General features: G+C 63.6%; 21 protein-coding genes. 14 read left to right on the top strand and 7 right to left on the bottom strand.

The window, feature by feature from the left end:
* The first annotated feature begins 22 nt into the window (after positions 1-22).
* The 9 genes from DCO48_RS11610 (at position 23) to DCO48_RS11570 (ending at position 9,291) form a co-directional block, all read left to right on the top strand.
* On the top strand, positions 23-640 hold the full coding sequence (locus DCO48_RS11610) for an NUDIX domain-containing protein (protein ID WP_116550751.1): 618 nt from the start codon (positions 23-25) through the stop codon (positions 638-640).
* Positions 631-1,083 (top strand): DUF1249 domain-containing protein, encoded by a 453-nt coding sequence (locus DCO48_RS11605; protein ID WP_116550750.1) that lies wholly within the window; start codon positions 631-633, stop codon positions 1,081-1,083. Before DCO48_RS11610 ends, DCO48_RS11605 begins: the two co-directional genes overlap by 10 nt.
* 85 nt (positions 1,084-1,168) lie before the next feature.
* Positions 1,169-1,981, top strand: coding sequence for a 3',5'-cyclic-AMP phosphodiesterase (cpdA, locus tag DCO48_RS11600; protein ID WP_116550749.1), 813 nt, complete (start codon positions 1,169-1,171; stop codon positions 1,979-1,981).
* A 112-nt stretch (positions 1,982-2,093) separates the two neighbouring features.
* Positions 2,094-2,702 carry a YqiA/YcfP family alpha/beta fold hydrolase gene (locus DCO48_RS11595; protein WP_116550748.1) on the top strand — a complete coding sequence of 203 codons (609 nt, stop codon included), beginning with the start codon at positions 2,094-2,096 and terminating at the stop codon, positions 2,700-2,702.
* A 36-nt stretch (positions 2,703-2,738) separates the two neighbouring features.
* On the top strand, positions 2,739-4,643 hold the full coding sequence (parE, locus tag DCO48_RS11590) for a DNA topoisomerase IV subunit B (protein WP_116550747.1): 1,905 nt from the start codon (positions 2,739-2,741) through the stop codon (positions 4,641-4,643).
* Positions 4,640-5,626 (top strand): esterase-like activity of phytase family protein, encoded by a 987-nt coding sequence (locus DCO48_RS11585; RefSeq protein ID WP_116550746.1) that lies wholly within the window; start codon positions 4,640-4,642, stop codon positions 5,624-5,626. Before parE ends, DCO48_RS11585 begins: the two co-directional genes overlap by 4 nt.
* Positions 5,623-6,141: a TIGR02281 family clan AA aspartic protease gene (locus tag DCO48_RS11580; protein WP_116550745.1), complete on the top strand. Its 519-nt coding sequence runs from the start codon at positions 5,623-5,625 to the stop codon at positions 6,139-6,141. Before DCO48_RS11585 ends, DCO48_RS11580 begins: the two co-directional genes overlap by 4 nt.
* A 10-nt stretch (positions 6,142-6,151) precedes the next feature.
* Entirely contained in the window at positions 6,152-8,410 is a 2,259-nt protein-coding gene (gene parC / locus DCO48_RS11575; RefSeq protein WP_116550744.1) for a DNA topoisomerase IV subunit A, read from the top strand.
* A gap of 173 nt (positions 8,411-8,583) precedes the next feature.
* Positions 8,584-9,291 carry a membrane integrity-associated transporter subunit PqiC gene (locus DCO48_RS11570; protein WP_116550743.1) on the top strand — a complete coding sequence of 236 codons (708 nt, stop codon included), beginning with the start codon at positions 8,584-8,586 and terminating at the stop codon, positions 9,289-9,291.
* A 137-nt stretch (positions 9,292-9,428) separates the two neighbouring features.
* Here the strand turns inward: DCO48_RS11570 and DCO48_RS11565 are convergent, their stop codons facing one another.
* Entirely contained in the window at positions 9,429-10,925 is a 1,497-nt protein-coding gene (locus DCO48_RS11565; protein ID WP_116550742.1) for a HAMP domain-containing protein, read from the bottom strand.
* Positions 10,926-11,060: 135 nt separating this feature from the next.
* Here DCO48_RS11565 and serB point away from each other — a divergent pair, with 135 nt between their 5' ends.
* Positions 11,061-12,275: a phosphoserine phosphatase SerB gene (serB, locus tag DCO48_RS11560; protein WP_116550741.1), complete on the top strand. Its 1,215-nt coding sequence runs from the start codon at positions 11,061-11,063 to the stop codon at positions 12,273-12,275.
* 91 nt (positions 12,276-12,366) lie between these two features.
* On the opposite strand, the gene asd is transcribed toward serB, so the two are convergent.
* Genes asd through DCO48_RS11545 form a run of 3 tightly spaced genes read right to left on the bottom strand, consistent with a single transcriptional unit; the run spans position 12,367 to position 15,640 of the window.
* On the bottom strand, positions 12,367-13,230 hold the full coding sequence (gene asd / locus DCO48_RS11555; RefSeq protein WP_116550740.1) for an archaetidylserine decarboxylase: 864 nt from the start codon (positions 13,228-13,230) through the stop codon (positions 12,367-12,369).
* Positions 13,231-13,245: 15 nt separating this feature from the next.
* Entirely contained in the window at positions 13,246-14,055 is an 810-nt protein-coding gene (locus tag DCO48_RS11550; RefSeq protein WP_116550739.1) for a rhodanese-like domain-containing protein, read from the bottom strand.
* 46 nt (positions 14,056-14,101) lie between these two features.
* A complete protein-coding gene (locus DCO48_RS11545; protein WP_116550738.1) occupies positions 14,102-15,640 on the bottom strand; it encodes an HDOD domain-containing protein in 1,539 nt (512 codons plus the stop codon).
* Positions 15,641-15,771: 131 nt separating this feature from the next.
* Here DCO48_RS11545 and motA point away from each other — a divergent pair, with 131 nt between their 5' ends.
* Together motA and motB are read left to right on the top strand one after the other, a co-directional pair.
* Positions 15,772-16,623 (top strand): flagellar motor stator protein MotA, encoded by an 852-nt coding sequence (motA, locus tag DCO48_RS11540; RefSeq protein WP_116550737.1) that lies wholly within the window; start codon positions 15,772-15,774, stop codon positions 16,621-16,623.
* Positions 16,624-16,626: 3 nt separating this feature from the next.
* A complete protein-coding gene (motB, locus tag DCO48_RS11535; protein ID WP_116550736.1) occupies positions 16,627-17,652 on the top strand; it encodes a flagellar motor protein MotB in 1,026 nt (341 codons plus the stop codon).
* 93 nt (positions 17,653-17,745) lie between these two features.
* Here motB and DCO48_RS11530 read toward each other — a convergent pair whose 3' ends face one another.
* The 3 genes from DCO48_RS11530 to rsgA form a co-directional block, all read right to left on the bottom strand.
* A complete protein-coding gene (locus tag DCO48_RS11530; RefSeq protein ID WP_116550735.1) occupies positions 17,746-18,147 on the bottom strand; it encodes a TIR domain-containing protein in 402 nt (133 codons plus the stop codon).
* A gap of 235 nt (positions 18,148-18,382) precedes the next feature.
* Positions 18,383-18,850 carry a toll/interleukin-1 receptor domain-containing protein gene (locus DCO48_RS11525; protein ID WP_116550734.1) on the bottom strand — a complete coding sequence of 156 codons (468 nt, stop codon included), beginning with the start codon at positions 18,848-18,850 and terminating at the stop codon, positions 18,383-18,385.
* A 168-nt stretch (positions 18,851-19,018) separates the two neighbouring features.
* Positions 19,019-20,050, bottom strand: coding sequence for a small ribosomal subunit biogenesis GTPase RsgA (rsgA, locus tag DCO48_RS11520; RefSeq protein ID WP_116550733.1), 1,032 nt, complete (start codon positions 20,048-20,050; stop codon positions 19,019-19,021).
* A 93-nt stretch (positions 20,051-20,143) separates the two neighbouring features.
* Here rsgA and orn point away from each other — a divergent pair, with 93 nt between their 5' ends.
* Both orn and DCO48_RS11510 read left to right on the top strand, forming a co-directional pair.
* Positions 20,144-20,686, top strand: coding sequence for an oligoribonuclease (orn, locus tag DCO48_RS11515; RefSeq protein ID WP_116550732.1), 543 nt, complete (start codon positions 20,144-20,146; stop codon positions 20,684-20,686).
* Between the two features lie 93 nt (positions 20,687-20,779).
* Positions 20,780-21,391, top strand: a complete 612-nt coding sequence (locus DCO48_RS11510) for a trimeric intracellular cation channel family protein (RefSeq protein ID WP_116550731.1) — start codon at positions 20,780-20,782, stop codon at positions 21,389-21,391.
* Positions 21,392-21,410 lie beyond the last annotated feature (19 nt).

Genomic DNA, 21,410 nt, shown 5'->3' with positions numbered 1-21,410 from the left:
GATTGGGTTAACGAGGTTGCAGATGACTGACACGCAAAACGCCGAACCGACGGCAATCGAAATCACCCGGCGGGAAAACTGCTTCAAGGGCTTCTACCGACTGGACCGTGTGCACCTGCGCCACGAGCTGTTCGCCGGGGGCATGAGCCGCGAAATCAGCCGTGAGCTGTTTGTGCGCCACGATGCCGTCTGCGTGCTGCCGTACGACGCGCAACGCGACGAAGTGGTGTTGATCGAACAGTTTCGGGTCGGTGCGCTGGGCAAGGTCGATAACCCGTGGATGGTCGAGCTGGTCGCCGGTCTGATCGACAAGGATGAACAACCAGAAGCAGTTGCACACCGCGAGGCGCAGGAGGAAGCTGGGCTGGAGATTCAGGCACTGTGGCCAATGACGCGGTACTTCCCGTCTCCTGGCGGCAGCGATGAATATGTGCACTTGTATCTGGGTCGATGTGAAAGCGCCGGGGCGGGCGGCTTGCATGGCCTGGAAGAAGAGGGCGAGGACATTCGCGTGAAGGTCTGGGCGTTCGAGGATGCCCTGCAGGCTGTACGCGATGGGCAAATAGCCAATGCGGCGACCATCATTGCCTTGCAATGGCTGGCGTTGAACCGCGATGAAGTCAGGGGGCTGTGGTCGTGAATCTGTTACGCGAGCGCTACCGGGTTGATCTGGTCGGGTTGCAGGCTGCCTGCGAGGCCAACTATGCCCGTCTGATGCGGCTGCTGCCGGACATGCGCAGCGCGCAAAGCTCGCGGCGTATCGGCATGACCCAGGGCGACCAGATGCTCGGCGTGCTGGTGCTCGACGTGGTCCTGGCCTGCCCTTACACCACCACCTTGCGCGTGCGCCAGGAGCACAGCCTGCCGTGGCTGCCGGTACCGCAGCTGGAAGTGCAGGTGTATCACGACGCGCGCATGGCCGAAGTGGTCAGCGCCGAGCATGCGCGGCGGTTTCGCAGTGTCTACCCGTATCCCAATGCAGCCATGCACCAGCCGGACGAAAAAGCCCAGCTCAACCTGTTCCTTGGCGAATGGCTGAGCCACTGCCTGGCCTGCGGCCACGAACTGGAAACCGTGCGCTGAAACTGTGACCGGTGTCCCTGCTGGCGGTTTGCTCCGTTGCCGCATCGCCACCATAATCGTGCTGAATCCGCCCAAGGAGACGGCCTTGCCGCAAGCAATCCCTTCATCCAGCCCTGCCGCGCTGCTGGTGCAGCTTTCCGACAGCCACCTGTTTGCCGACCCCAGCCGCACGCTGCTCGGCATGAACACCCGCGACAGCCTGGCACGGGTGATCGAACGGGTGCTGGCCGAGCAGCCGCAGGTCGATCTGTTGCTGGCCACCGGCGACCTGTCGCAGGATGGCACGCTGGCGTCCTATCAGGCCTTCCTGCAGTTGAGCGCGCAGATTGGCGCGCCGGCGCGCTGGTTGGCCGGCAACCACGACGAGCCGTTGTCGATGGAGCAGGCCGCTGCGGGTAGCGATCTACTCGAGCCAGTAGTCGACATCGGCAACTGGCGGGTGATCATGCTCAATTCTGCGGTGCCGGGCTCGGTGCCCGGCGTGCTCGGCGACGACCAGTTGCAGTTGTTGCGCCACGCCCTCGACGAAGCGCCGCAACGCCACGCGTTGATCTGCTTCCATCACCAGCCCGTCGACATTGGCTGCGCCTGGATGACCCCTATCGGGTTACGTAACGCCGAAGCGCTGTTTGACCTGTTGCAGGGTTATCCACAGGTACGCGCTGTGCTCTGGGGTCATGTTCATCAGGAACTGGACCAGTGGCGCGACCAGGTGCGCCTGCTGGCCTCGCCCTCCACCTGTATCCAGTTCGAACCGGGCAGCGCCGACTTCAAGGTCGGCGAGCAGGCCCCTGGCTACCGCTGGCTGCGCCTAGCGTGCGACGGGCGCATCGACAGCGGGGTGTCGCGGGTCAGCGATTTCGCCTTTACCGTGGATTACGCCGGCGACGGCTATTGAGTAGCGGATTAGCGGTTGCCAAACGCTAAAGCTGATCCAGTCATCGTCGAACAGGCTAAACTGCGCGTCTTTGTGCCTGACTGACAGGCAGGTTTCGGTAACTGGGGGCGGCATGGCGGGTTCGATTCTCTATATTCACGGTTTCAACAGCGCGCCGGCCTCGACCAAGGCCCGTCAGTTGCTCGCCGTCATGGCGCAATTGGGCCTGAGCGAGCAATTACGCGTACCGGCCCTGCACCATCATCCGCGTCAGGCCATCGAGCAACTGGACGCCGAGATCCAGGCCCTGGGCCGGCCATTGCTGGTCGGCAGCTCGCTCGGCGGCTACTATGCGACCCATCTGGCCCAGCGCCATGGCCTCAAGGCCCTGCTGATCAACCCGGCGGTCAACCCGCACCAATTGTTCGACGGTTACCTGGGGCCGCAGCAGAACCTCTATACCGGCGAAACCTGGGAGCTGACTCTGGAGCATGTCCAGGCGCTGGCCGCACTCGAGGTGCCGCCACCCGAGGATGCCGAGCGCTTTCAGGTCTGGCTGCAAACCGCCGATGAAACACTGGACTACCGCCGTGCCGAGCGTTTCTACCGGGCCTGTGCCCTGCGTATCCAGGCCGGCGGCGACCATAGCTACCAGGGCTTTGCCGCGCAACTGCCGGCCTTGCTCGCTTTTGCCGGGGTACCGGCAGACACGTACCAGACGCTCGATTTTTCTGTATTTTGAGTGCTTATTTTCACTTTCAAATGACGATGAGAACCCATGGCCACTCCCAGCGCTAGCGCCTATAACGCAGACGCCATCGAAGTCCTCTCCGGCCTTGACCCGGTGCGCAAGCGCCCGGGCATGTACACCGACACCAGCCGGCCGAACCACCTGGCCCAGGAAGTCATCGACAACAGCGTCGACGAAGCCCTGGCCGGCCACGCCCGCTCGGTACAGGTCATCCTGCATGCCGACCATTCCCTGGAAGTGTCCGACGACGGTCGTGGCATGCCGGTGGACATCCACCCCGAAGAGGGCGTGTCGGGCGTCGAGCTGATCCTCACCAAGCTGCACGCCGGCGGCAAGTTCTCGAACAAGAACTACCAGTTCTCCGGTGGCCTGCACGGCGTCGGTATTTCCGTGGTCAACGCCTTGTCCAGCCAGGTCCGCGTGCGGGTCAAGCGCGACGGCAACGAATACCAGATGACCTTCGCCGACGGCTTCAAGGCCTCCGAGCTGGAAGTGGTCGGTACGGTCGGCAAGCGCAACACGGGCACCAGCGTGTACTTCACGCCGGACCCGAAATACTTCGATTCGCCGAAATTCTCCATCAGCCGCCTCAAGCATGTACTCAAGGCCAAGGCAGTGCTGTGCCCGGGGCTGCTGGTCAGTTTCGAAGACAAAGGCACCGGCGAGAAGGTCGAGTGGCATTACGAAGACGGCCTGCGTTCCTACCTGGTGGATGCGGTCAGCGAATTCCAGCGTCTGCCCGACGAGCCGTTCTGCGGCAGCCTGGCCGGCAACAAGGAAGCCGCCGACTGGGCCCTGCTGTGGCTGCCCGAAGGCGGCGACAGCGTGCAGGAAAGCTACGTCAACCTGATCCCGACCGCGCAGGGCGGTACCCACGTCAACGGCCTGCGCCAGGGCCTGCTCGACGCCATGCGTGAGTTCTGCGAGTTCCGCAACCTGCTGCCACGCGGCGTCAAGCTGGCGCCGGAAGACGTCTGGGAGCGCATCAGCTTCGTGCTCTCGATGAAGATGCAGGAGCCGCAATTCTCCGGGCAGACCAAAGAGCGCCTGTCGTCGCGCGAAGCCGCCGCCTTCGTCTCCGGGGTGGTCAAGGACGCCTTCAGCCTGTGGCTCAACGCTCATCCCGAACTGGGCATGCAACTGGCCGAGCTGGCGATCAACAACGCCGGCCGCCGCCTGAAGGCGAGCAAGAAGGTCGAGCGCAAGCGCGTGACCCAGGGCCCGGCCCTGCCGGGCAAACTGGCCGACTGCGCCGGGCAGGACCCGATGCGCGCCGAGCTGTTCCTGGTGGAGGGCGATTCCGCTGGCGGTTCCGCCAAGCAAGCGCGGGACAAGGAGTTCCAGGCGATCCTGCCGCTACGCGGGAAAATCCTGAATACCTGGGAAGTCGATGGCGGCGAAGTGCTGGCCAGCCAGGAAGTGCATAACATTGCCGTGGCCATCGGCGTCGACCCAGGTGCGGCCGACATGAGCCAGCTGCGCTACGGCAAGATCTGCATCCTCGCCGACGCCGACTCCGACGGTCTGCACATCGCTACCTTGCTCTGCGCCCTGTTCGTCCAGCATTTCCGTCCGCTGGTCGAGGCGGGACACGTCTACGTGGCCATGCCGCCGCTGTACCGCATTGACCTGGGCAAGGAGATCTACTACGCCCTCGATGAAGCCGAGCGCGATGGCATTCTCGACCGCCTGGTGGCCGAGAAGAAACGTGGCAAACCGCAGGTCACCCGCTTCAAAGGCCTGGGCGAAATGAACCCGCCGCAGCTGCGCGAAACCACCATGGACCCGAACACCCGGCGCCTGGTGCAACTGACCCTGGAAGACTTCGACCAGACCCGCGAAATGATGGACATGCTGCTGGCCAAGAAACGCGCAGGCGACCGCAAGAGCTGGCTGGAAACCAAAGGTAATCTGGCCGAGGTTCTGGCTTGATTCGTCTGGCCCTGGCTGCGCTGTTGTCGTTGTGGGCCGGGGCGGCGCTGGCCGAGCCATGGCCTGAGCTGAAGCTGCTGAGCGAACACCCGGTCGACGGCATGTACGGTGGCAATCTGTCTGGGCTGGCGCAATGCAACGGGGTGTTGTGGACGGTTTCCGACCGTGACGACAACCTGCTGTATCGCCTCGACACCCAGGCCACGGTCTGGCGCGCCGAAGGCCAGCCGCTGATGGTGCCGCCGGTGCCGGATACCGGGCTGCCGTGGGGCATTCGTTCGCGTAACTGGGCGGCGTCCTATGTGCGTGGCGGTGAGCTGGACTACGAGGGCATCAGCTGCGACGCGGCGGGCAACCGCTACCTGGTCAGCGAAGCCCACGCGGCGGTGTTGCAGGTGCCACTGGACGGTGCGCCGAACTGGTTGAAAATTGACCCGAGCATGGTTCGCCAGGCACGGGCCAGCGGCATGCTGCTGCATTTCAACGCGCTGTTCGAAGGCCTGGCGATCAGCCCCGAGGGCGACCGTCTGTGGCTGGCCGCCGAGCGCGAGCGGCGTGGCTTGTTGATGGTGAAACGCCAGCAGACGACCTGGACCTGCGGTCAGGGTTGCGTGCTGCTCAGCGAAGCCGGCACCGAGCTGCAACCGCAGCAGATGAACAAGCCCCGCGAACTGTCGCGCGACTTCGCCGACCTGACGCTGTTCAATGGCAAGCTGTTCACCCTGGAGCGCAACGCCTACCGCATCTGCCGGCGGAATGCGCAAACCGCAGCCGTCGAGCGCTGCTGGTCGTTCGCCGCCGATGCCCTGGTCGATGCGCGGCGCTACAGCCAGCCGTTCGGCCTGGCCGAAGCGCTGGTCATCGATGCCGACGGCGCCTGGATCGGCGTGGACAACAATGGCGGTACCCGCGCCGACGGTGAAGAACGTCCGCTGGTCTGGCGCTTTGCCGCGCCGAAGGGCGGCTGGAGTGCCAAACGATGAGCCAGGCACCGGGCAAGCGTGCCGGGCGGGTATTGCTGGTGCTCGCCTGGGCGGCGGGGCTGTTCCTCGCTACGCGTTTTTTCGGTGCCTGGGAAGCGCGTCAGGCCAACCCCAACAGTGAGATCAGCTCGCAGCATGGCGAAGGTTACATCGAGGTGCGTCTGGCCAGTAACGGCCAGGGGCACTTCGTCGCCGATGGCCTGATCAACGGCCAGGCGGTACATTTCCTGCTCGATACTGGCGCGACCGATGTGGCGATCCCCGAGTCGATGGCCCGGCAGTTCAGCCTCGAACGCGGCGCGCCGGTCACACTGAGCACCGCCAATGGCCGTACCCAGGGCTACCGGACCCGTCTGGACAGCCTGCAACTGGGCGATATTCTCCTGCGCGATGTCCGTGCCCTGGTCGTGCCGGGGCTGGATGGCGAGCAGGTGCTACTGGGCATGAGCGCCCTGAAACAACTCGAATTTACCCAGCGCGGCGGCACCTTGCTGCTGCGCCAGACCTTGAAATGATGAGGCCCGCATGAGCGACTCCCTTGATCTCAGCCTCGATGGCGTAGAGCGCCGGTCACTGGCTGACTTCACCGAACAGGCCTACCTCAACTATTCCATGTACGTGATCATGGACCGGGCGCTGCCGCATATCGGCGACGGCCTCAAACCGGTGCAGCGGCGTATCGTCTACGCCATGAGCGAACTGGGCCTGGACGCCGATTCCAAGCACAAGAAGTCGGCGCGTACCGTCGGCGACGTGCTCGGCAAGTTCCACCCGCACGGCGACTCGGCCTGCTATGAAGCCATGGTGTTGATGGCGCAGCCGTTCAGTTACCGCTACACCCTGGTCGACGGCCAGGGCAACTGGGGTGCGCCGGACGATCCGAAGTCGTTCGCCGCCATGCGTTACACCGAAGCGCGGCTGTCGCGTTATTCCGAAGTGCTGCTCAGCGAGCTGGGCCAGGGCACCGCGGACTGGGTGCCGAACTTCGACGGTACGCTGGACGAGCCGGCCGTGCTGCCGGCGCGGCTGCCGAACATCCTGCTCAACGGCACCACCGGTATTGCCGTGGGCATGGCCACCGACGTACCGCCACACAACCTGCGCGAAGTGGCGGCGGCCTGCGTGCGCCTGCTGGATGAGCCCAAAGCCACCATCGAGCAACTGTGCGAGCACATCCAGGGCCCGGATTATCCGACCGAAGCGGAAATCATCACCCCGCGCGCGGAGTTGCTGAAAATCTACGAAAGCGGCCGTGGCTCGGTACGCATGCGTGCGGTGTACCGTATCGAGGACGGCGACGTCGTGGTGACTGCCCTGCCGCATCAGGTCTCCGGGGCCAAGGTGCTTGAGCAGATCGCCGCGCAGATGCAGGCCAAGAAGCTGCCGATGGTCGCCGACCTGCGCGACGAGTCGGACCATGAGAACCCGTGCCGGATCGTCATCATCGCCCGTTCCAACCGGGTCGACCTCGACGAGCTGATGCAGCATCTGTTCGCCACCACCGACCTGGAGTCGAGTTACCGGGTCAACGTCAACATCATCGGCCTGGACGGTCGGCCGTCGCTGAAGAACCTGCGCGCGCTGCTGCTGGAGTGGCTGGAGTTCCGCGTGCAAACCGTGCGCCGGCGCTTGCAGTTCCGCCTCGACAAGGTCGAGCGTCGCCTGCACCTGTTGCAAGGTTTGCTGGTTGCGTTCCTCAACCTGGATGAAGTGATCCATATCATCCGTACCGAGGACCAGCCCAAGGCGGCGCTGATCGCCCGGTTCGAACTGAGCGAAACCCAGGCCGAGTACATCCTCGAAACCCGCCTGCGCCAGCTGGCGCGGCTGGAAGAGATGAAAATCCGCAACGAGCAGGACGAGCTGGCCAAGGAGCAGGCCAAGCTGATTGCCCTGCTCGGCAGCGAAAGCAAGCTGCGCAAGCTGGTACGCAGCGAACTGATCAAGGACGCCGAAACCTACGGCGACGAGCGCCGTTCGCCGATCGTCGCGCGGGCCGAGGCCAAGGCGTTGTCGGAAAACGAGCTGATGCCGACCGAGCCGGTCACTGTGGTGTTGTCCGAGAAGGGCTGGGTGCGTTGCGCCAAGGGCCACGATATCGATGCCACCGGGCTTTCCTACAAGGCCGGCGATGGCTTCAAGACGGCCGCTATGGGGCGTTCCAACCAGTTTGCCGTGTTTATCGACTCGACCGGGCGCAGTTACTCGGTGGCCGCGCATACCTTGCCGTCGGCTCGTGGCCAGGGCGAACCGCTGACCGGCCGCCTTGCGCCGCCGCCGGGCGCGGCTTTCGAATGTGTGCTGTTGCCGGACGACGACGCGCTGTACGTGATCGCTTCCGACGCCGGCTACGGCTTCGTGGTCAAGGGCGAAGACCTGCAGGCCAAGAACAAGGCCGGCAAGGCCTTGCTCAGCCTGCCTAACGGCGCCAAGGTGCTGAGCCCGCGGCCGGTGGCCGATCGTGAGCAGAACTGGCTGGCGGCGGTGACCACCGAAGGGCGTTTACTGATCTTCAAGGTCAGCGACCTGCCGCAGCTGGGTAAAGGAAAGGGCAATAAAATCATCGGCATTCCGGGCGACCGGGTGGCCAGTCGTGAAGAATATGTCACTGATTTGGCGGTGATTCCCGAGGGGGCGACGCTTGTATTGCAGGCCGGCAAGCGTACGCTGTCCCTCAAGGGCGATGACCTTGAGCACTACAAGGGCGAGCGCGGGCGGCGTGGCAACAAGCTACCGCGTGGCTTCCAGCGGGTCGATGCGCTGTTGGTCGAAAACCTCGAATAGCCGTCGCAGACGCCTCGAACAGGGATTTTCCTGCCTGTTCGGGGCTTAAGCACTGGAGTCGTGCAGCTATTTCGCGGATGATAGGCCCCCTGAGGTGCCAGCGTAGCTGTGTGCCCGAACGTTTTCGTGTGTATCACTGCGGTAAGCCGTATGGCGGCCGCCTGGATGGGATGATGAAATTTCTGCGCCTTCCATTTGTATTAATGCTCAGTGGCGTCCTGGGCCTGGCCGGTTGCAGCATGCATCAGCCGGTCGCGCTTTATCAGCTCGACAGCGGTGCGCCTGAGCAGCCGAAGCAGAGCGCAGGCATGGCCGTGGTGCTGGGGCCGGTGTCGGTTGCCGACTACCTGCAACGCGAGACCCTGCTGCAACGCCAGGCCGATGGCAGCCTGACGGCGGCCACCGATGGCCGTTGGGCCGGCAGTCTGTCGGCCGATATCGATCAGTTGCTGGTGCGTCAGTTGGCCTGGCGTCTGGACAGCCAGCGTGTGGTGCTGGCTCCGGCGAGCACTGGCTTCAGCCCGGATGTACAGGTGTTGTTGTCGATCACGCGTTTGGATTCGGGGGCTAACCAGCCAGCGGTGCTCGATGCGCAGTGGCGTCTGCTCGACCGTCGTGGCAAGGTGCGGGATAACCGTATCGTCCACCTTGAACAGCCGCATGCCGGCAGTTCGGCGGCGCAGGTACAGGCGCAGGGGCAATTGCTGCAGCGTCTGGCCGAGCAGTTGAGCGTGGCGTTGAAGCCGTTGGCCAACCAGCCGGCGATTGTCGAGGAAGCGCCGAAGAAGGCTGCACCGGTGCAGGTGCGCAAAGAGCCGGAGAAGCCGAAGATTCCGCTGGCTTCGCCGATTCGTACCGATATGGAAGTGTTCCGCTTCTGATGTACTGACGCGTAGAGAGCCCGCAGCGATGCGGGCTTTTTTATGGGCGCTGTTTGTTTTCGGTAGTCGGTGATAAGACCCGCCCAGTCTGGCCGGCAGCCACAAAAAAGCCCGCATCGCTGAGGGCTTTCTGTCAGTCAGCCTTTGACCTGTCGCTCGTGCATTCGCGCCAGTTGGCGCTCCAGCATCGACGGATAGGGCTCCATCAGTCGTTCCACGCAGCAAGCGCCTTCGGGGCTGGCAATCGGGCGGATCCGTGCGCGCTGGCGAATTAGCACATCGTCGCTGACCTTGCGTTCCACCAGCAGCAGGTTGCGGCTGTGCTGCGACAGGGCCAGGGCGTCCTGCGCCTTCTCGGTCAGCAGCAGATCGATCTGGCTCAGGCCGTTGAGGTCTTCGCCCAGCGCCAGGCCCAGTTGCAGCTGCAGGGTAATGCCGCTGTCGGCCACTTCTACCTGCAAGGCGTGCCCCAGCGCCCGCAACAGCTCGCCGCAGCAGATGGCGTTGGTGAGGTAGTCCTCGCCGCTGTCGGCACTGTGGAACAACAGCAGGGTGCTGCCATCGTTCAGTGTGTGTACTTCGCTTTCATACAGCGAGGCTGCCTGGTCCAGGCAGTCGCGATAACGCTCCAGCAACTCGGTCAGGCGCGCGCGCGGCAAGCGGCGCAATTGCTCCTGCGAGCCGAGCTGCACTGCCAGCACTGCACTGGCGGTCGGCTGGCGCGGTACGGCCACCAGCGGTTTGGCCGGCTGCGCATCGCTGTCGTCGCGCAGGTCGGCAAAGGCCTCGTCGTCTTCATCTTCCGTTGCCGTCAGCGTGCGTACCGGCGCCTTGGCCAGTGCCGACGCCTCGTCAAAGCTCGGGTCGCGCAGGTTGCGCACCTGGAACGCTGGCTCCTGTTCGTCGTCCTCGACCTCAGGCTCCGGCTCGACTTCCCGCGGCGGCGGAGCGAAGCGCGCATGCAGCTGCCGGGCCAGGTCGCCGATCTCGTCCTGGCGCTCGGTGGCTGGGGTGTACTCGTCCAACTCGCGCAGCCACACGCGCAATTGCAGCAGCGGTGTGGAGATGAAGCGACCCAGGCGCAGGCTCAAGGCCAGGGCCAGGGCCAGCAGGATCGCGGCCAGAATGCCCATGCTCTGCAGGCTGATGGTCAGCGGCTGCTGGAACTGGCTCATGTCCAGGCTGATGCGCAGTTGCCCGGCGGTCACGTCCTGGAAGGTGATCTTGGTCTGGTACAGGCCTTCGACTTCGCCCAGCAGGCTGTTTTTCGGGCGTTGCCCGGCCTCGGCGAGGATCCGGTTGTCGACGCTGTAGATCGCCGCATGAGCCACCAGCGGGTTCTTCACCAGGTTGCCCAGCAACACGTTGAGGCTGAGGATGTCGTTGGACACCAGCAGCTCGGTGGCCGAGGTCGCGGTCTGAGTGGTCAGGCTTTGCCCGAGGGCGTCCGCCTGCTCATGCATGGCCTGCTTGAACTGCAAGCCCATCACACAGGCGTAGATCACCAGGGCCAGCGCGACCAGGAACACGTTGTGACAGGCAATCCGCAATGCCAGGGGGATACGACGCTGGCGCAGGGCACGGAAGATCAGCAGAAAGAAGTTGTCGGTTTTAACGGGCGTGGGCCGGTTCACAGAGCGCGGCTCTTTATGTCGGAGAAGTTGCTGCGCAGTATAGCGAGCGGTCATGGACCGGCAAAGCATCGACTGCGCCCGATGGTCTGCGAAAGTCGGTAGAATGCGCTTTTTTTCAACCAGTCGGAGCCCGTCTTGCGCGAAATTGTCCTGATCAACATCACCGGTGAGGACCGTCCAGGTCTTACCTCGGCCATCACCGGCGTCCTCGCCCAAGGCGGTGTGAACATCCTCGACATCGGCCAGTCGGTGATTCACAACACCGTTTCGTGCGGCATCCTGCTCGAAGTGCCAGCCAGCCAGCAGCCGTCGACGGTGCTCAAGGATCTGCTGTTCAGCGGCCACCAACTGGGCCTGCAGGTGCGCTTTACGCCGGTTTCCGAGGCCGACTATCAGCGCTGGGTCGACGGCCAGGGCAAGGATCGCCACATCGTTACTCTGCTCAGCCGCAAGATTACCGCCGAGCAGTTGCAGCGGCTCAGCAGCATCACCACCGAACATGGCCTGAACATCGACCATATCGACCGCCTGTCGGGTCGCGTTGCCCTGGGCGCCGCCGATGACAATAGCAAGGCCTGCGTCGAGCTGTCGGTACGCGGTGAGCCGAGCAACGCACTGGCCCTGCGCGCCGCGTTCCTCAACCTGTCGCAGGAACTGAACGTCGATATCGCCTTCCAGCAGGACTCGCTGTTCCGCCGCAACCGCCGCCTGGCGGTGTTCGATATGGACTCGACGCTGATCGAAGCCGAAGTGATCGACGAACTGGCCAAGGCTGCCGGGGTCGGCGAGCAGGTTTCCGCCATTACCGAGCGTGCCATGCGTGGCGAGCTGGACTTCCGCGCCAGCTTCAAGGAGCGCCTGGCCCTGCTCAAAGGCCTGGACGTGGGTGTGCTCGACGAGATCGGCGCCTCGCTACGCCTGACCGAAGGTACCGAGAACCTGTTCGCCGAGCTCAAGCGCCTGGGCTACAAGACCGCCATTCTTTCCGGCGGTTTCACGTACTTCGCCAAGCAGCTGCAAGCCAAGCTCGGCATCGACTACGTGTTCGCCAACGAACTGGAAGTGGTCGATGGCAAGGTCACCGGCGCGGCCATCGAGCCGATTGTCGATGCCCAGCGCAAAGCCGACTTGCTGACCGAACTGGCCCAGCGCGAGGGCTTGCAGATGGAACAGACGATTGCCGTCGGCGATGGCGCCAACGACCTGCCGATGCTGGCCATCGCCGGTTTGGGCGTGGCCTTCCGCGCGAAGCCGCTGGTGCGCCAATCAGCCAAGCAGGCGATCTCCACCCTTGGCCTGGACGGAGTGCTGTACTTGCTTGGCATGCGTGATCGCGAAGGTCGTGCCTGATTGCGCATGGACCTAGCCGTTCTGCAGTAGGCGCCAGCGCCGAGGCTAAAGAGCCGCCCCGTGCTAGCCGGGGCGGTTTGCTACGCGGATATCAGGCCTGCGCAGGCGTGGCCAGCAACTGACCCATGTTGACTGCGGAGCCGGCGCCGAGCGATTCGGCCCACTTGACCTGTTCCGGGCCAAACAGCACCACGGCCGTCGAACCCAGCTTGAAGCGACCCAGCTCGGCACCTTTTTCCAGGTGGATCGGCGCGCGGGCGGCTTCGTCGTAGCGGAAGGTTTTCAGTTCGCGTTTCGGCGGCGTCACCAGGCCAGCCCAGACGGTTTCGATCGACGCCACAATCATTGCGCCCACCAGCACCACGGCCATCGGTCCACGTTCGGTGTCGAACAGGCACACCACGCGCTCGTTACGGGCGAACAGCTCCGGGACGTTTTCGGCGGTGGTCTGGTTCACCGAGAACAGCCGGCCCGGTACGTAGATCATTTCGCGCAGGGTGCCGGCCAGTGGCATATGCACACGGTGGTAGTCTTTCGGCGACAGGTAGATGGTGGCGAACTCGCCGCCCATGAACGGCGCGGCATTGACCGGGTCGCCGCCGAGCAGCTCGACGGTGCTGAAGCTGTGACCCTTGGCCTGGAAGATCCGCCCGTGTTCGATCGGTCCCAGCTGGCTGACGGCGCCGTCGGCTGGGCAGAGGATCGCCCCCGGGGTGTCGTCCAGCGGGCGCGCGCCGGGTTTCAGGGCACGGGTGAAGAAGGCGTTGAAGTGTTCATAGGCGCTGAGGTCTTCGACCAGCGCCTGCGACATGTCGACCTGGTAGCGTTTGGCGAACCAGGCAGTGAAGGCGTTCTTGAACCAGCGCACACGGCACTCGGCAATGCAGCCGGCCAGGCGCGAGAGCAGGTGATGCGGCAGCAGGTACTGGCTGATGATGAACAAGCGGGATTTCATTGGGTTTCCTTAACGTCAAACGTCTACGGGCGTATGCGGGTGATTGCCCCATTCGCTCCAGGAGCCGGCATAGGCTTTGACCCGTGGGTAGCCCAATTGCTTGGCCACCAGGTAGGTCAAGCCGGAGCGGCGATGTGTCTGGCAGTGGGTGACCACTTCCTTGTCCTTGGTGATGCCCAGGGCTTCGAGGTCCTTGAGAACGTCGGCGCGGATGCGCTGCTTGTCGTTCAGGTCCAGGGCCTTGGTCCACTCGAAGTTGACCGCACCCGGAATGTGTCCGCCACGGGCGGACAGCACTTTTTCGCCACGGTATTCGGCCGGGCTGCGGGCATCCCAGATCACCAGGTCGTCCGCCCCGAGGCGGCTTTGCAGGTATTCGAGGGTAGCGGTAGGCTCGGCATGCAGGCGCAGGTTGACCGGGGTCGCGCGGCTCGACGGCACGTCAGTGCTCAACACGCTGGCCGGCCAGGCTTGCAGGCCGCCATTGAGGTAGTGATAGCGGCTGTGACCGATGACGTCGAGCAGCCAGATGAAACGGCCGGACCAGCTACCGCCCTCATCGTCGTACACCACGTACACCGCATCGGGGTTGTGCCCGAGCTCGGCGAACAGCTTTTCCAGCTCGACCTTGGCCGGCAGCAGCCCCGGCGCCGGCGGCTGGCCGAGCTGGGTGCGCTTGGGGTCGACGAAACGGGCACCGGGAATGTGCCCGCTGCCGTAGCGTTCGACACTGGTCAGGTCGACCAGGATCAGCTCCGGCGCATCGAGGCGGGCCTGCAGGTCGGCGGGTTCGATCACCAGGGGCAGGCCAGAAAAGTCAGTCATCCAGTGTCTCCAGGACGGAACAGAGTGAGCGATTGTAGCGCATGGGTCAGGCGCTGCGGTTGCCGAAGGCGGTCAGGGCGCGCTCGATGCATTGCGCGGTTTTGCCGAAGGCCTGCACGCTGACATCGGAGAACGGTCCGCCGCCCTGGTCGGCGAGGATCAGCATGACCACCCGGCCATTGCTTGCCAGCGAGCGCAGCAGCAGGTTGTCGCCACGGAACAGGGTGCGCAGGCTGGCCGGCAGCAGGGCCGCGAACTGGGCGTAGTTCTCCGGGGTCAGGCGCAGTTGCGCCGACTGGGTGAGCAGGCGCTGTAGCAGTTTGCTCTGGTTGACCGCCACGGTGAGGCTGCTGATATCGCTGGCCAGGCCGGCTTGGTGGTGCACGCGCAACAGGCTGTGCTCCTTTTCCGGCGTCAGCATCAGTACCCGGCGCATGCCGCAGGCCTTGAAGGCGTCGAAGGCCTTGCCGGTCAGGTGCATGGCATTGGTGAACGGGCTCGGCTCCTTGAGCAGCTCGGCACAGTGCGCGCGCCATTGGCCGAGCGCCTCCGGGGTGGGCGCCGCTGGCGCGCGCATGCCGCGTGGCACGTAGTGCGCGTCCCACGGCCAGATCAGCATCTCGGCCGGGTGGAACAGGCCCGGACCGGCGTGTTTGCGGGCGCTGATCGCCGCCTGCTGGTGGACCATGTGCTGGACGTCCTCCAGCGCTACTTGCAGGTACAGGCTGGTGAGCTGCTGCCAGCGCAGGATATGTGGGCAGTTCCAGGCCTGCTGCGCGGCCAGCGCCAGGCCGTTGGCCAGCAGTACGGTATTGGCCGGCTGGTTGAGCCAGCGGCTCAGTGGCGGGTCGTCGTCCAGGCGTTGCTGTTGGCGCAGCGGGCTGCTGTGGTCGCGGGCGATGTGCATCACCTTCACCAGCGAGCGCCGCTCGCCCTGCAGCAGGTGATAGCCCTGGGTGACCCAGGCCGGCAGGCGCCAGAACTCGGCGAGGGTCTGGCATAGGCTGAGCAGGCGCACGCCAAACAGCTCACGCTCGACCCGCGGGGCCGGTTCGCCCTTGTGCACTACACGTAGCTCCCATTCCTCAAGCAGCTTGGGATGGGTCAGCGCCAGCGGCCAGAGCGGCGCGAAGAACAGCAGGCTGCCCCAATGGATCTCCTGCCAGAGGCGCGCCAGGCGGCTGGCAAACAACCCGCTGGCCTGCTGGCAGGCGTGCTGGCTGATCATCTGCAGGTGGCGCAGGGTCGGCGGGATCTGCTCGGTGGGCAGCGTTGGCAAACGTTGCAACAATTCTTCGGCCCGTTTCAGACCGAGGCGGTTGAGTGCGATTTCAAGGCTTTCGGCCGGTGCCGAGATACTTTCGTGGGTATGCCGGTTGGCTTCGCGCATCACGCTGAGGACCAGTGCTGGACTATCCTGCATCAGTTCGGCGATGTCGCGAAGGGAGCGGCGACTGTCGCCGATCGCCGTTTTTACCCGTTCGTGGCTGTCCGCTGGTACCGGCAATTGCACGCCGTCCAGTAGCTTGACCCAGGCGTCGAGTGTCTTTGGAGTGTGAGTTGGCACGATGGTTTCACTAGGCATGCTGGAAAATGGCCGAACTGGCTTTTCGCCTTGACTGGCTATAGTCTGGCGCAGTTCTGCCGATAAGTAGAAGAAGAGTTTTACGAACTTCCGCCCCCGACCCTGACCACGACTGTAAGTGCTTTCTATCTATGGCTAAAATTATCGGCATCATCGTCGTATTCGCGAGCGTGCTTGGCGGATATGTGCTTTCTCACGGCAAGATCGCTGCACTGATTCAGCCTTTCGAAGTGCTGATCATCGGTGGCGCGGCGTTCGGTGCATTCCTCCAGGCCAACCCTGGTTACATGACCATGCATGTAATCAAGAAGTCGCTGAGCATGTTCAGCACCCGCTTCACGCACACCTTCTATATAGAGGTGCTGGGCCTGGTCTACGAGATTCTGAACAAGAGCCGCCGCGAAGGCATGATGGCCATCGAAGGCGACATCGAAGACGCCGCGGCCAGCCCGATTTTTGCCAAGTACCCGGCGGTCCTCAAGGACGAGCGCATGACCGCGTTCATCTGTGACTACCTGCGCATCATGTCCACCGGCAACATGGCGCCGCACGAGCTCGAGGGCCTGTTCGACATGGAGCTGCTGAGCCTGAAGGAAGAGCTGGAGCACCCGTCCCACGCGGTGAACGGTATTGCTGACGGTATGCCCGGTTTCGGTATCGTCGCGGCGGTACTGGGTATCGTGGTGACCATGGCCTCGCTCGGCGATGGCGACCAGAAGTCCATCGGCCTGCACGTGGGGGCGGCGCTGGTCGGTACCTTCTTCGGTATTCTCGCGGCCTACGGCTTCTTCGGCCCACTGGCCAACTCGCTGCGTCACGACGCCAAGGAAGAGCTGAACGTCTACGAGGCAATCAAGGCTTCGCTGGTGGCTTCGGCCTCGGGCATGCCGCCGTCGCTGGCGGTGGAATTCGGTCGCAAGGTGCTTTACCCAGCGCACCGTCCGAGCTTCGCCGAGCTGGAACAAGCGGTCCGCGGTCGCTAAGCCATGGAGAACAATCAGCCCATTATCGTCAAGCGCATCAAGCGCTATGGCGACGGCCACCACGGTGGCGCCTGGAAGATTGCCTTCGCCGACTTTGCCACGGCGATGATGGCGTTCTTCCTGGTGCTGTGGCTGCTGTCGACCGCCACGCCTGAGCAGAAGATCGCCATCGCCGGTTACTTCAAGGACCCGATCGGCTTCAGCGAGAGTGGCACGCCGTTCATCATCGACCTCGGTGGTTCGCCACAGCTGGCACCGGAAAAAACCATCAACCCGGAAGAGAAGTCCGAGCCGACCCCTGACACCAGCATCCCGCTGAGCCAGGATGCGGTGGAGAACATGGCCGAACAGGTAGAGCGCGAACGTCTGGAGCTGTTGCTGCAGGAATTGCAGAACAAGGTCGAAGAAAACCCGCAACTGCAGAAGTTCAAGGATCAGATTCTCTTCGAGATTACCCAGGACGGCCTGCGCATCCAGATCATGGACGCCGAGAACCGCCCGATGTTCGACATCGGCAGTGCGCGCCTGCAGCCGTATTTCGAGGACATTCTGCTGGCCATGGCCGACACCATCAAAGCGGTGCCGAACAAGATCAGCATCAGTGGCCACACCGATGCCAAGCCTTACGCCGGCACTGGCGATTTCGGCAACTGGGAGCTCTCGGCCAACCGTGCCAACGCCGCGCGTCGGGCGCTGGTGGCGGGCGGTTACCCGGACACGCAGGTGGCGCGGGTGGTCGGTTATGCCTCGTCGTCGCTGTTCGATCGGGCCAACCCGTTCAACCCGGTGAACCGTCGCATCGACATCATTGTGCTGACCAAGAAAGCCCAGCGCGCGCTGGAAGGCGAGCAGGAGCAGACGCCAGCCAGCCCCGACGCCGGCAGCGCCGATCCGGCGGCGCCAGGCGCAACGCCAGCGCCGGGCTCGGCTGTCCCGGTCGAGCCGGAGCCGATGCAGCCGCGAGAACTGCGACAGAAGCTGAACATCTTTGAAGATGGCGTGCTGAAGATGGATGAGCCCAAGCAGTAACGGTGCTAACCACAACGCCCGCCCGGAGCGATCCGGGCGGGCGTTGTGCATTGTGCGTAGCAACATCTCAGGCGGCCCGGCCCGCGGTGCGCTTCATGCGTGCAGGCGAATGGCGTCGATGACGCTGTCGCTGTTCCAGGCGCATTCGGCATTGGCGGCCTTGCGCACTACCGTGCTGATGCGTTCGGCCCCAAAGGGCTTGACCGCGATGATCGGCTTGCCCAGGCGCTGGGCGATCTCTATTTCCTGATTGATCCAACGGCTGTGGGTGGCATAGACCCCGGCCATGATCAGCACGGCCGAACAGCGCAGGATCTTGTTCTCGATGGCCAGTGCCAGCTGGGCGTCGTTGGCGGCGTCGAGGATGGGGTTGTCCTGCGGTACCAGGAAATTCCGGTAGTTGAACGAGGGCTGGGCCTTGAGCAACTGGTTCAGGCGGTCGTAGCTGTCGGAGTAGTTCCAGGAGTGGCTGATGAACAGGTGGTAGGTGTTCATGGGGTGTCCCTTCAGGAAAGCGAAGTGAAGGGAGACAATTGATGATTACAAGGGCTGCGACAATAGGGCGAAATGAATCAGGAGTAGTCCTACCTATACAGGTAAAAATGCCTACAAATATCCGTGGAGGAGAAGCACGGGGTGTTTAGTGGCGCCCCGCGCTCGGTCGTCCAAGCCCGCTGATACGTCCCTGTGAATGCCTTGTGGGCGTCGGGCCTAACACCTTCTTCCGGGGCTAATAGCCGCGACGGATACGGGCTTTCAGGTCGGTATGGAACACGTCGGCGCTGACCATGTGGTCTTCGGCGCCGCCCAGCCCACTGAAGGTTTTTTCGTCGTGGTAGGCGCCGACGAAGAGGTCGATCTGGTCCCGGCAACCGAGCACAGGCCACTTTTGCAGGTACTCGGGCGGCGGCACCTCGGTGCTCTGGTACAGCGCGATGCGCCGGTTGTGGGCGCTGGCCATGCCCAGACCGAATGGTAGCCACCAGGTGTCGTTGCTGGCGGCGTCGCCAAGGACGACGATCATGTGGCTGCATGAGGTCAGGTTGTGCTGGAAGATCCCGTACACATCGCTGGTGGTTTGATGAGCCTCGGCGTCGAACAGCTCCAGGCAGGTATCGATACCTTCCAGTTGCAGGCGCTCGTTGAGGATGAAGGCGTAGAGGCGTTCGGTATGGCGATAGCTGATGAAGACCGGCATCACAGGGCATCCTTTGCAAGTGAAAGGCTGACCATCAGCGAGTTTTGTCAGGTGGGCAAGGGTGCGCAAGCAATAGAGAAGCGCCCTCCAATGCTTTGCGATATTTCCTACAGATTATTGGCTCGGGATGCGGTTCATGCACGTTGACCGTGCATGAACCGTCCGCCGTTAGTAGCTGTCTTGCGGCAGGCTGGCGATGATCGAACGGTAGCTGTTCATCCGCTGCTGCTGCACGCGGCCATCTTCCAGCGCTTTGAGCAGGGCGCAGCCGGGTTCGCGGTCATGCTTGCAATCGCGGAAGCGGCAGGTGCCGATCAACTCGTTGAACTCGATGAAGCCGGCTTCGACGTCGGCGCGGCTGACATGGCCCAGGCCGAACTCGCGGATACCCGGCGAGTCGATCAGCTCGCCGCCACCGGGGAAGTGGTACAGACGTGCAGTGGTGGTGGTGTGTTGGCCCTGGCCGGACCACTCCGACAGTTCGCCGACACGGGTTTGCACGTCCGGCAGCAGGCTGTTGACCAGCGACGACTTGCCCACTCCGGACTGACCGACGAACACGCTGATATGGCCGTCGAGCTGGGTTTGCAACTGCAGCATGCCGTCGCCATGGTGCGCCGACACTTCCAGCAACGGATAACCCAACTGACGGTACACCGCCAGCAGGGCATTGAGCGCCGGGGCGTTCTGCTCGTCGATCAGGTCGGCCTTGTTCAGCAGCAGCAGGGGGCGGATGCCGGCATGCTCGGCGGCTACCAGGTAGCGGTCGATGAGGTTGGCATGCGGCTCGGGCGCCGGGGCGAAGACGATCACGATCAGGTCGACGTTGGCCGCCACTGGCTTGAGCTGGCCGCGGCTGTCCGGGCGGCACAGTTCGGTGTGGCGCGGCAGTTGCGCGACGATCACGCCGATGCCCTGGTTGCCAGCCCGCCAGACCACCTTGTCGCCGGTTACCAGCGCCGGCAGGTTGGCCCGCAGGTGGCAACGGAACACCTGGCCGGCGTCGTCGCCGTCCTGCGCCTCGACTTCTACCTGCACGCCAAAGTGCGCAATCACCAGGCCGACCTGTTCGGGGCCCAGGTCACCGCCTTCGAGCACCTCCAAGGCGCGTTCTTCACGTTTGGCGGCGCGAGCGGCGCGTTCACCCTGGATTTTTTCGATGCGCCAGTTCTGGCGACGGTTGAGCTGGCGTTTGGCCATGGAGGTCTCGTGTGTGTGCAGCGTATGAATAAACGGCGTCGAGTTTAGCACGCTCCACTAGGCTAAACTGCGCACCTACCGAGGAGCACAACCATGCAAAACCCACAGAACCTGATCTGGATCGATCTGGAAATGACCGGCCTGGACCCGGACAACGACGTCATTATCGAGATGGCGACCATCGTCACCGACAGCGACCTCAACACCCTGGCCGAGGGCCCGGTGATTGCCATTCACCACAGCGACGAGGTGCTGGCCCGCATGGACGAGTGGAACACCCGCACCCACGGCGCCTCCGGCCTCACCCAGCGTGTGCGCGACAGCCGCGTGAGCATGGCCGAAGCCGAAGCACAAACGATTGCCTTCCTGGAATCGTGGGTACCGAAGGGCAAGTCGCCGATCTGCGGCAACAGCATCTGCCAGGACCGGCGTTTCCTGTACCGGCATATGCGCGGGCTGGAGAACTACTTCCATTACCGCAACCTCGACGTTTCGACCCTCAAGGAACTGGCCGCGCGCTGGGCGCCGGAGGTGCGCGACAGTTTCAAGAAGGGTGGCACGCACCTGGCGCTGGACGACATTCGTGAGTCGATTGCCGAGTTGCGCCACTACCGTGAGCATTTCATCAAGTTCTGATCTGCCTGCGCCGGCGTGCCAACGCCGGCTTGCCCCCTTTTGGTGCCCGAGGCAACTGGTTAGACTGCGCGCCCCTTTGCACGGATCTGCACCATGTTGTTGATGCTCTACCTTATTGCGATCACTGCCGAAGCCATGACTGGCGCGTTATCGGCTGGCCGGCGCGGCATGGACTGGTTCGGCGTGGTGCTGATTGCCTGTGTCACCGCCCTGGGCGGTGGTTCGGTGCGCGACGTGCTGCTGGGGCATTACCCGCTGACCTGGGTGAAACACCCGGAATACCTGGTACTGACCAGTGTCGCGGCGTTGGTGACAATCTTTATCGCGCCGTTGATGCGGCATTTGCGCTCGTTCTTCCTGGTGCTCGATGCGCTGGGCCTGGTGGCGTTTACTCTGATTGGCTGCATGACGGCGCTGGAGCTCGGCCATAGCCTGCTGGTGGCATCGATCAGCGGGGTGATTACCGGGGTGTTCGGCGGCATCCTGCGGGATATCTTCTGTAACGACATTCCGCTGGTGTTCCGTCGTGAGCTGTATGCCAGCGTATCGTTCGTGGCGGCGTGGTTCTATCTGGCCTGCGTGTACTTCAAGGTGCCGGGTGAGCAGGCGATCCTGCTGACGCTGTTTGGCGGCTTCCTGCTGCGCTTGCTGGCGATCCGTTTCCATTGGGAAATGCCGAAGTTTCAGTACAACGACGAGCAGTGATGCTGGCCGGTCTGGCCTC

The sequence above is a fragment of the Pseudomonas sp. SDI genome (genome assembly GCF_003105155.1).
Classification (GTDB): Bacteria; Pseudomonadota; Gammaproteobacteria; order Pseudomonadales; family Pseudomonadaceae; genus Aquipseudomonas.
The sequence above is the reverse complement of the archived record's forward strand: the minus strand, read 5'-3'. Positions and strand labels throughout refer to the sequence as shown.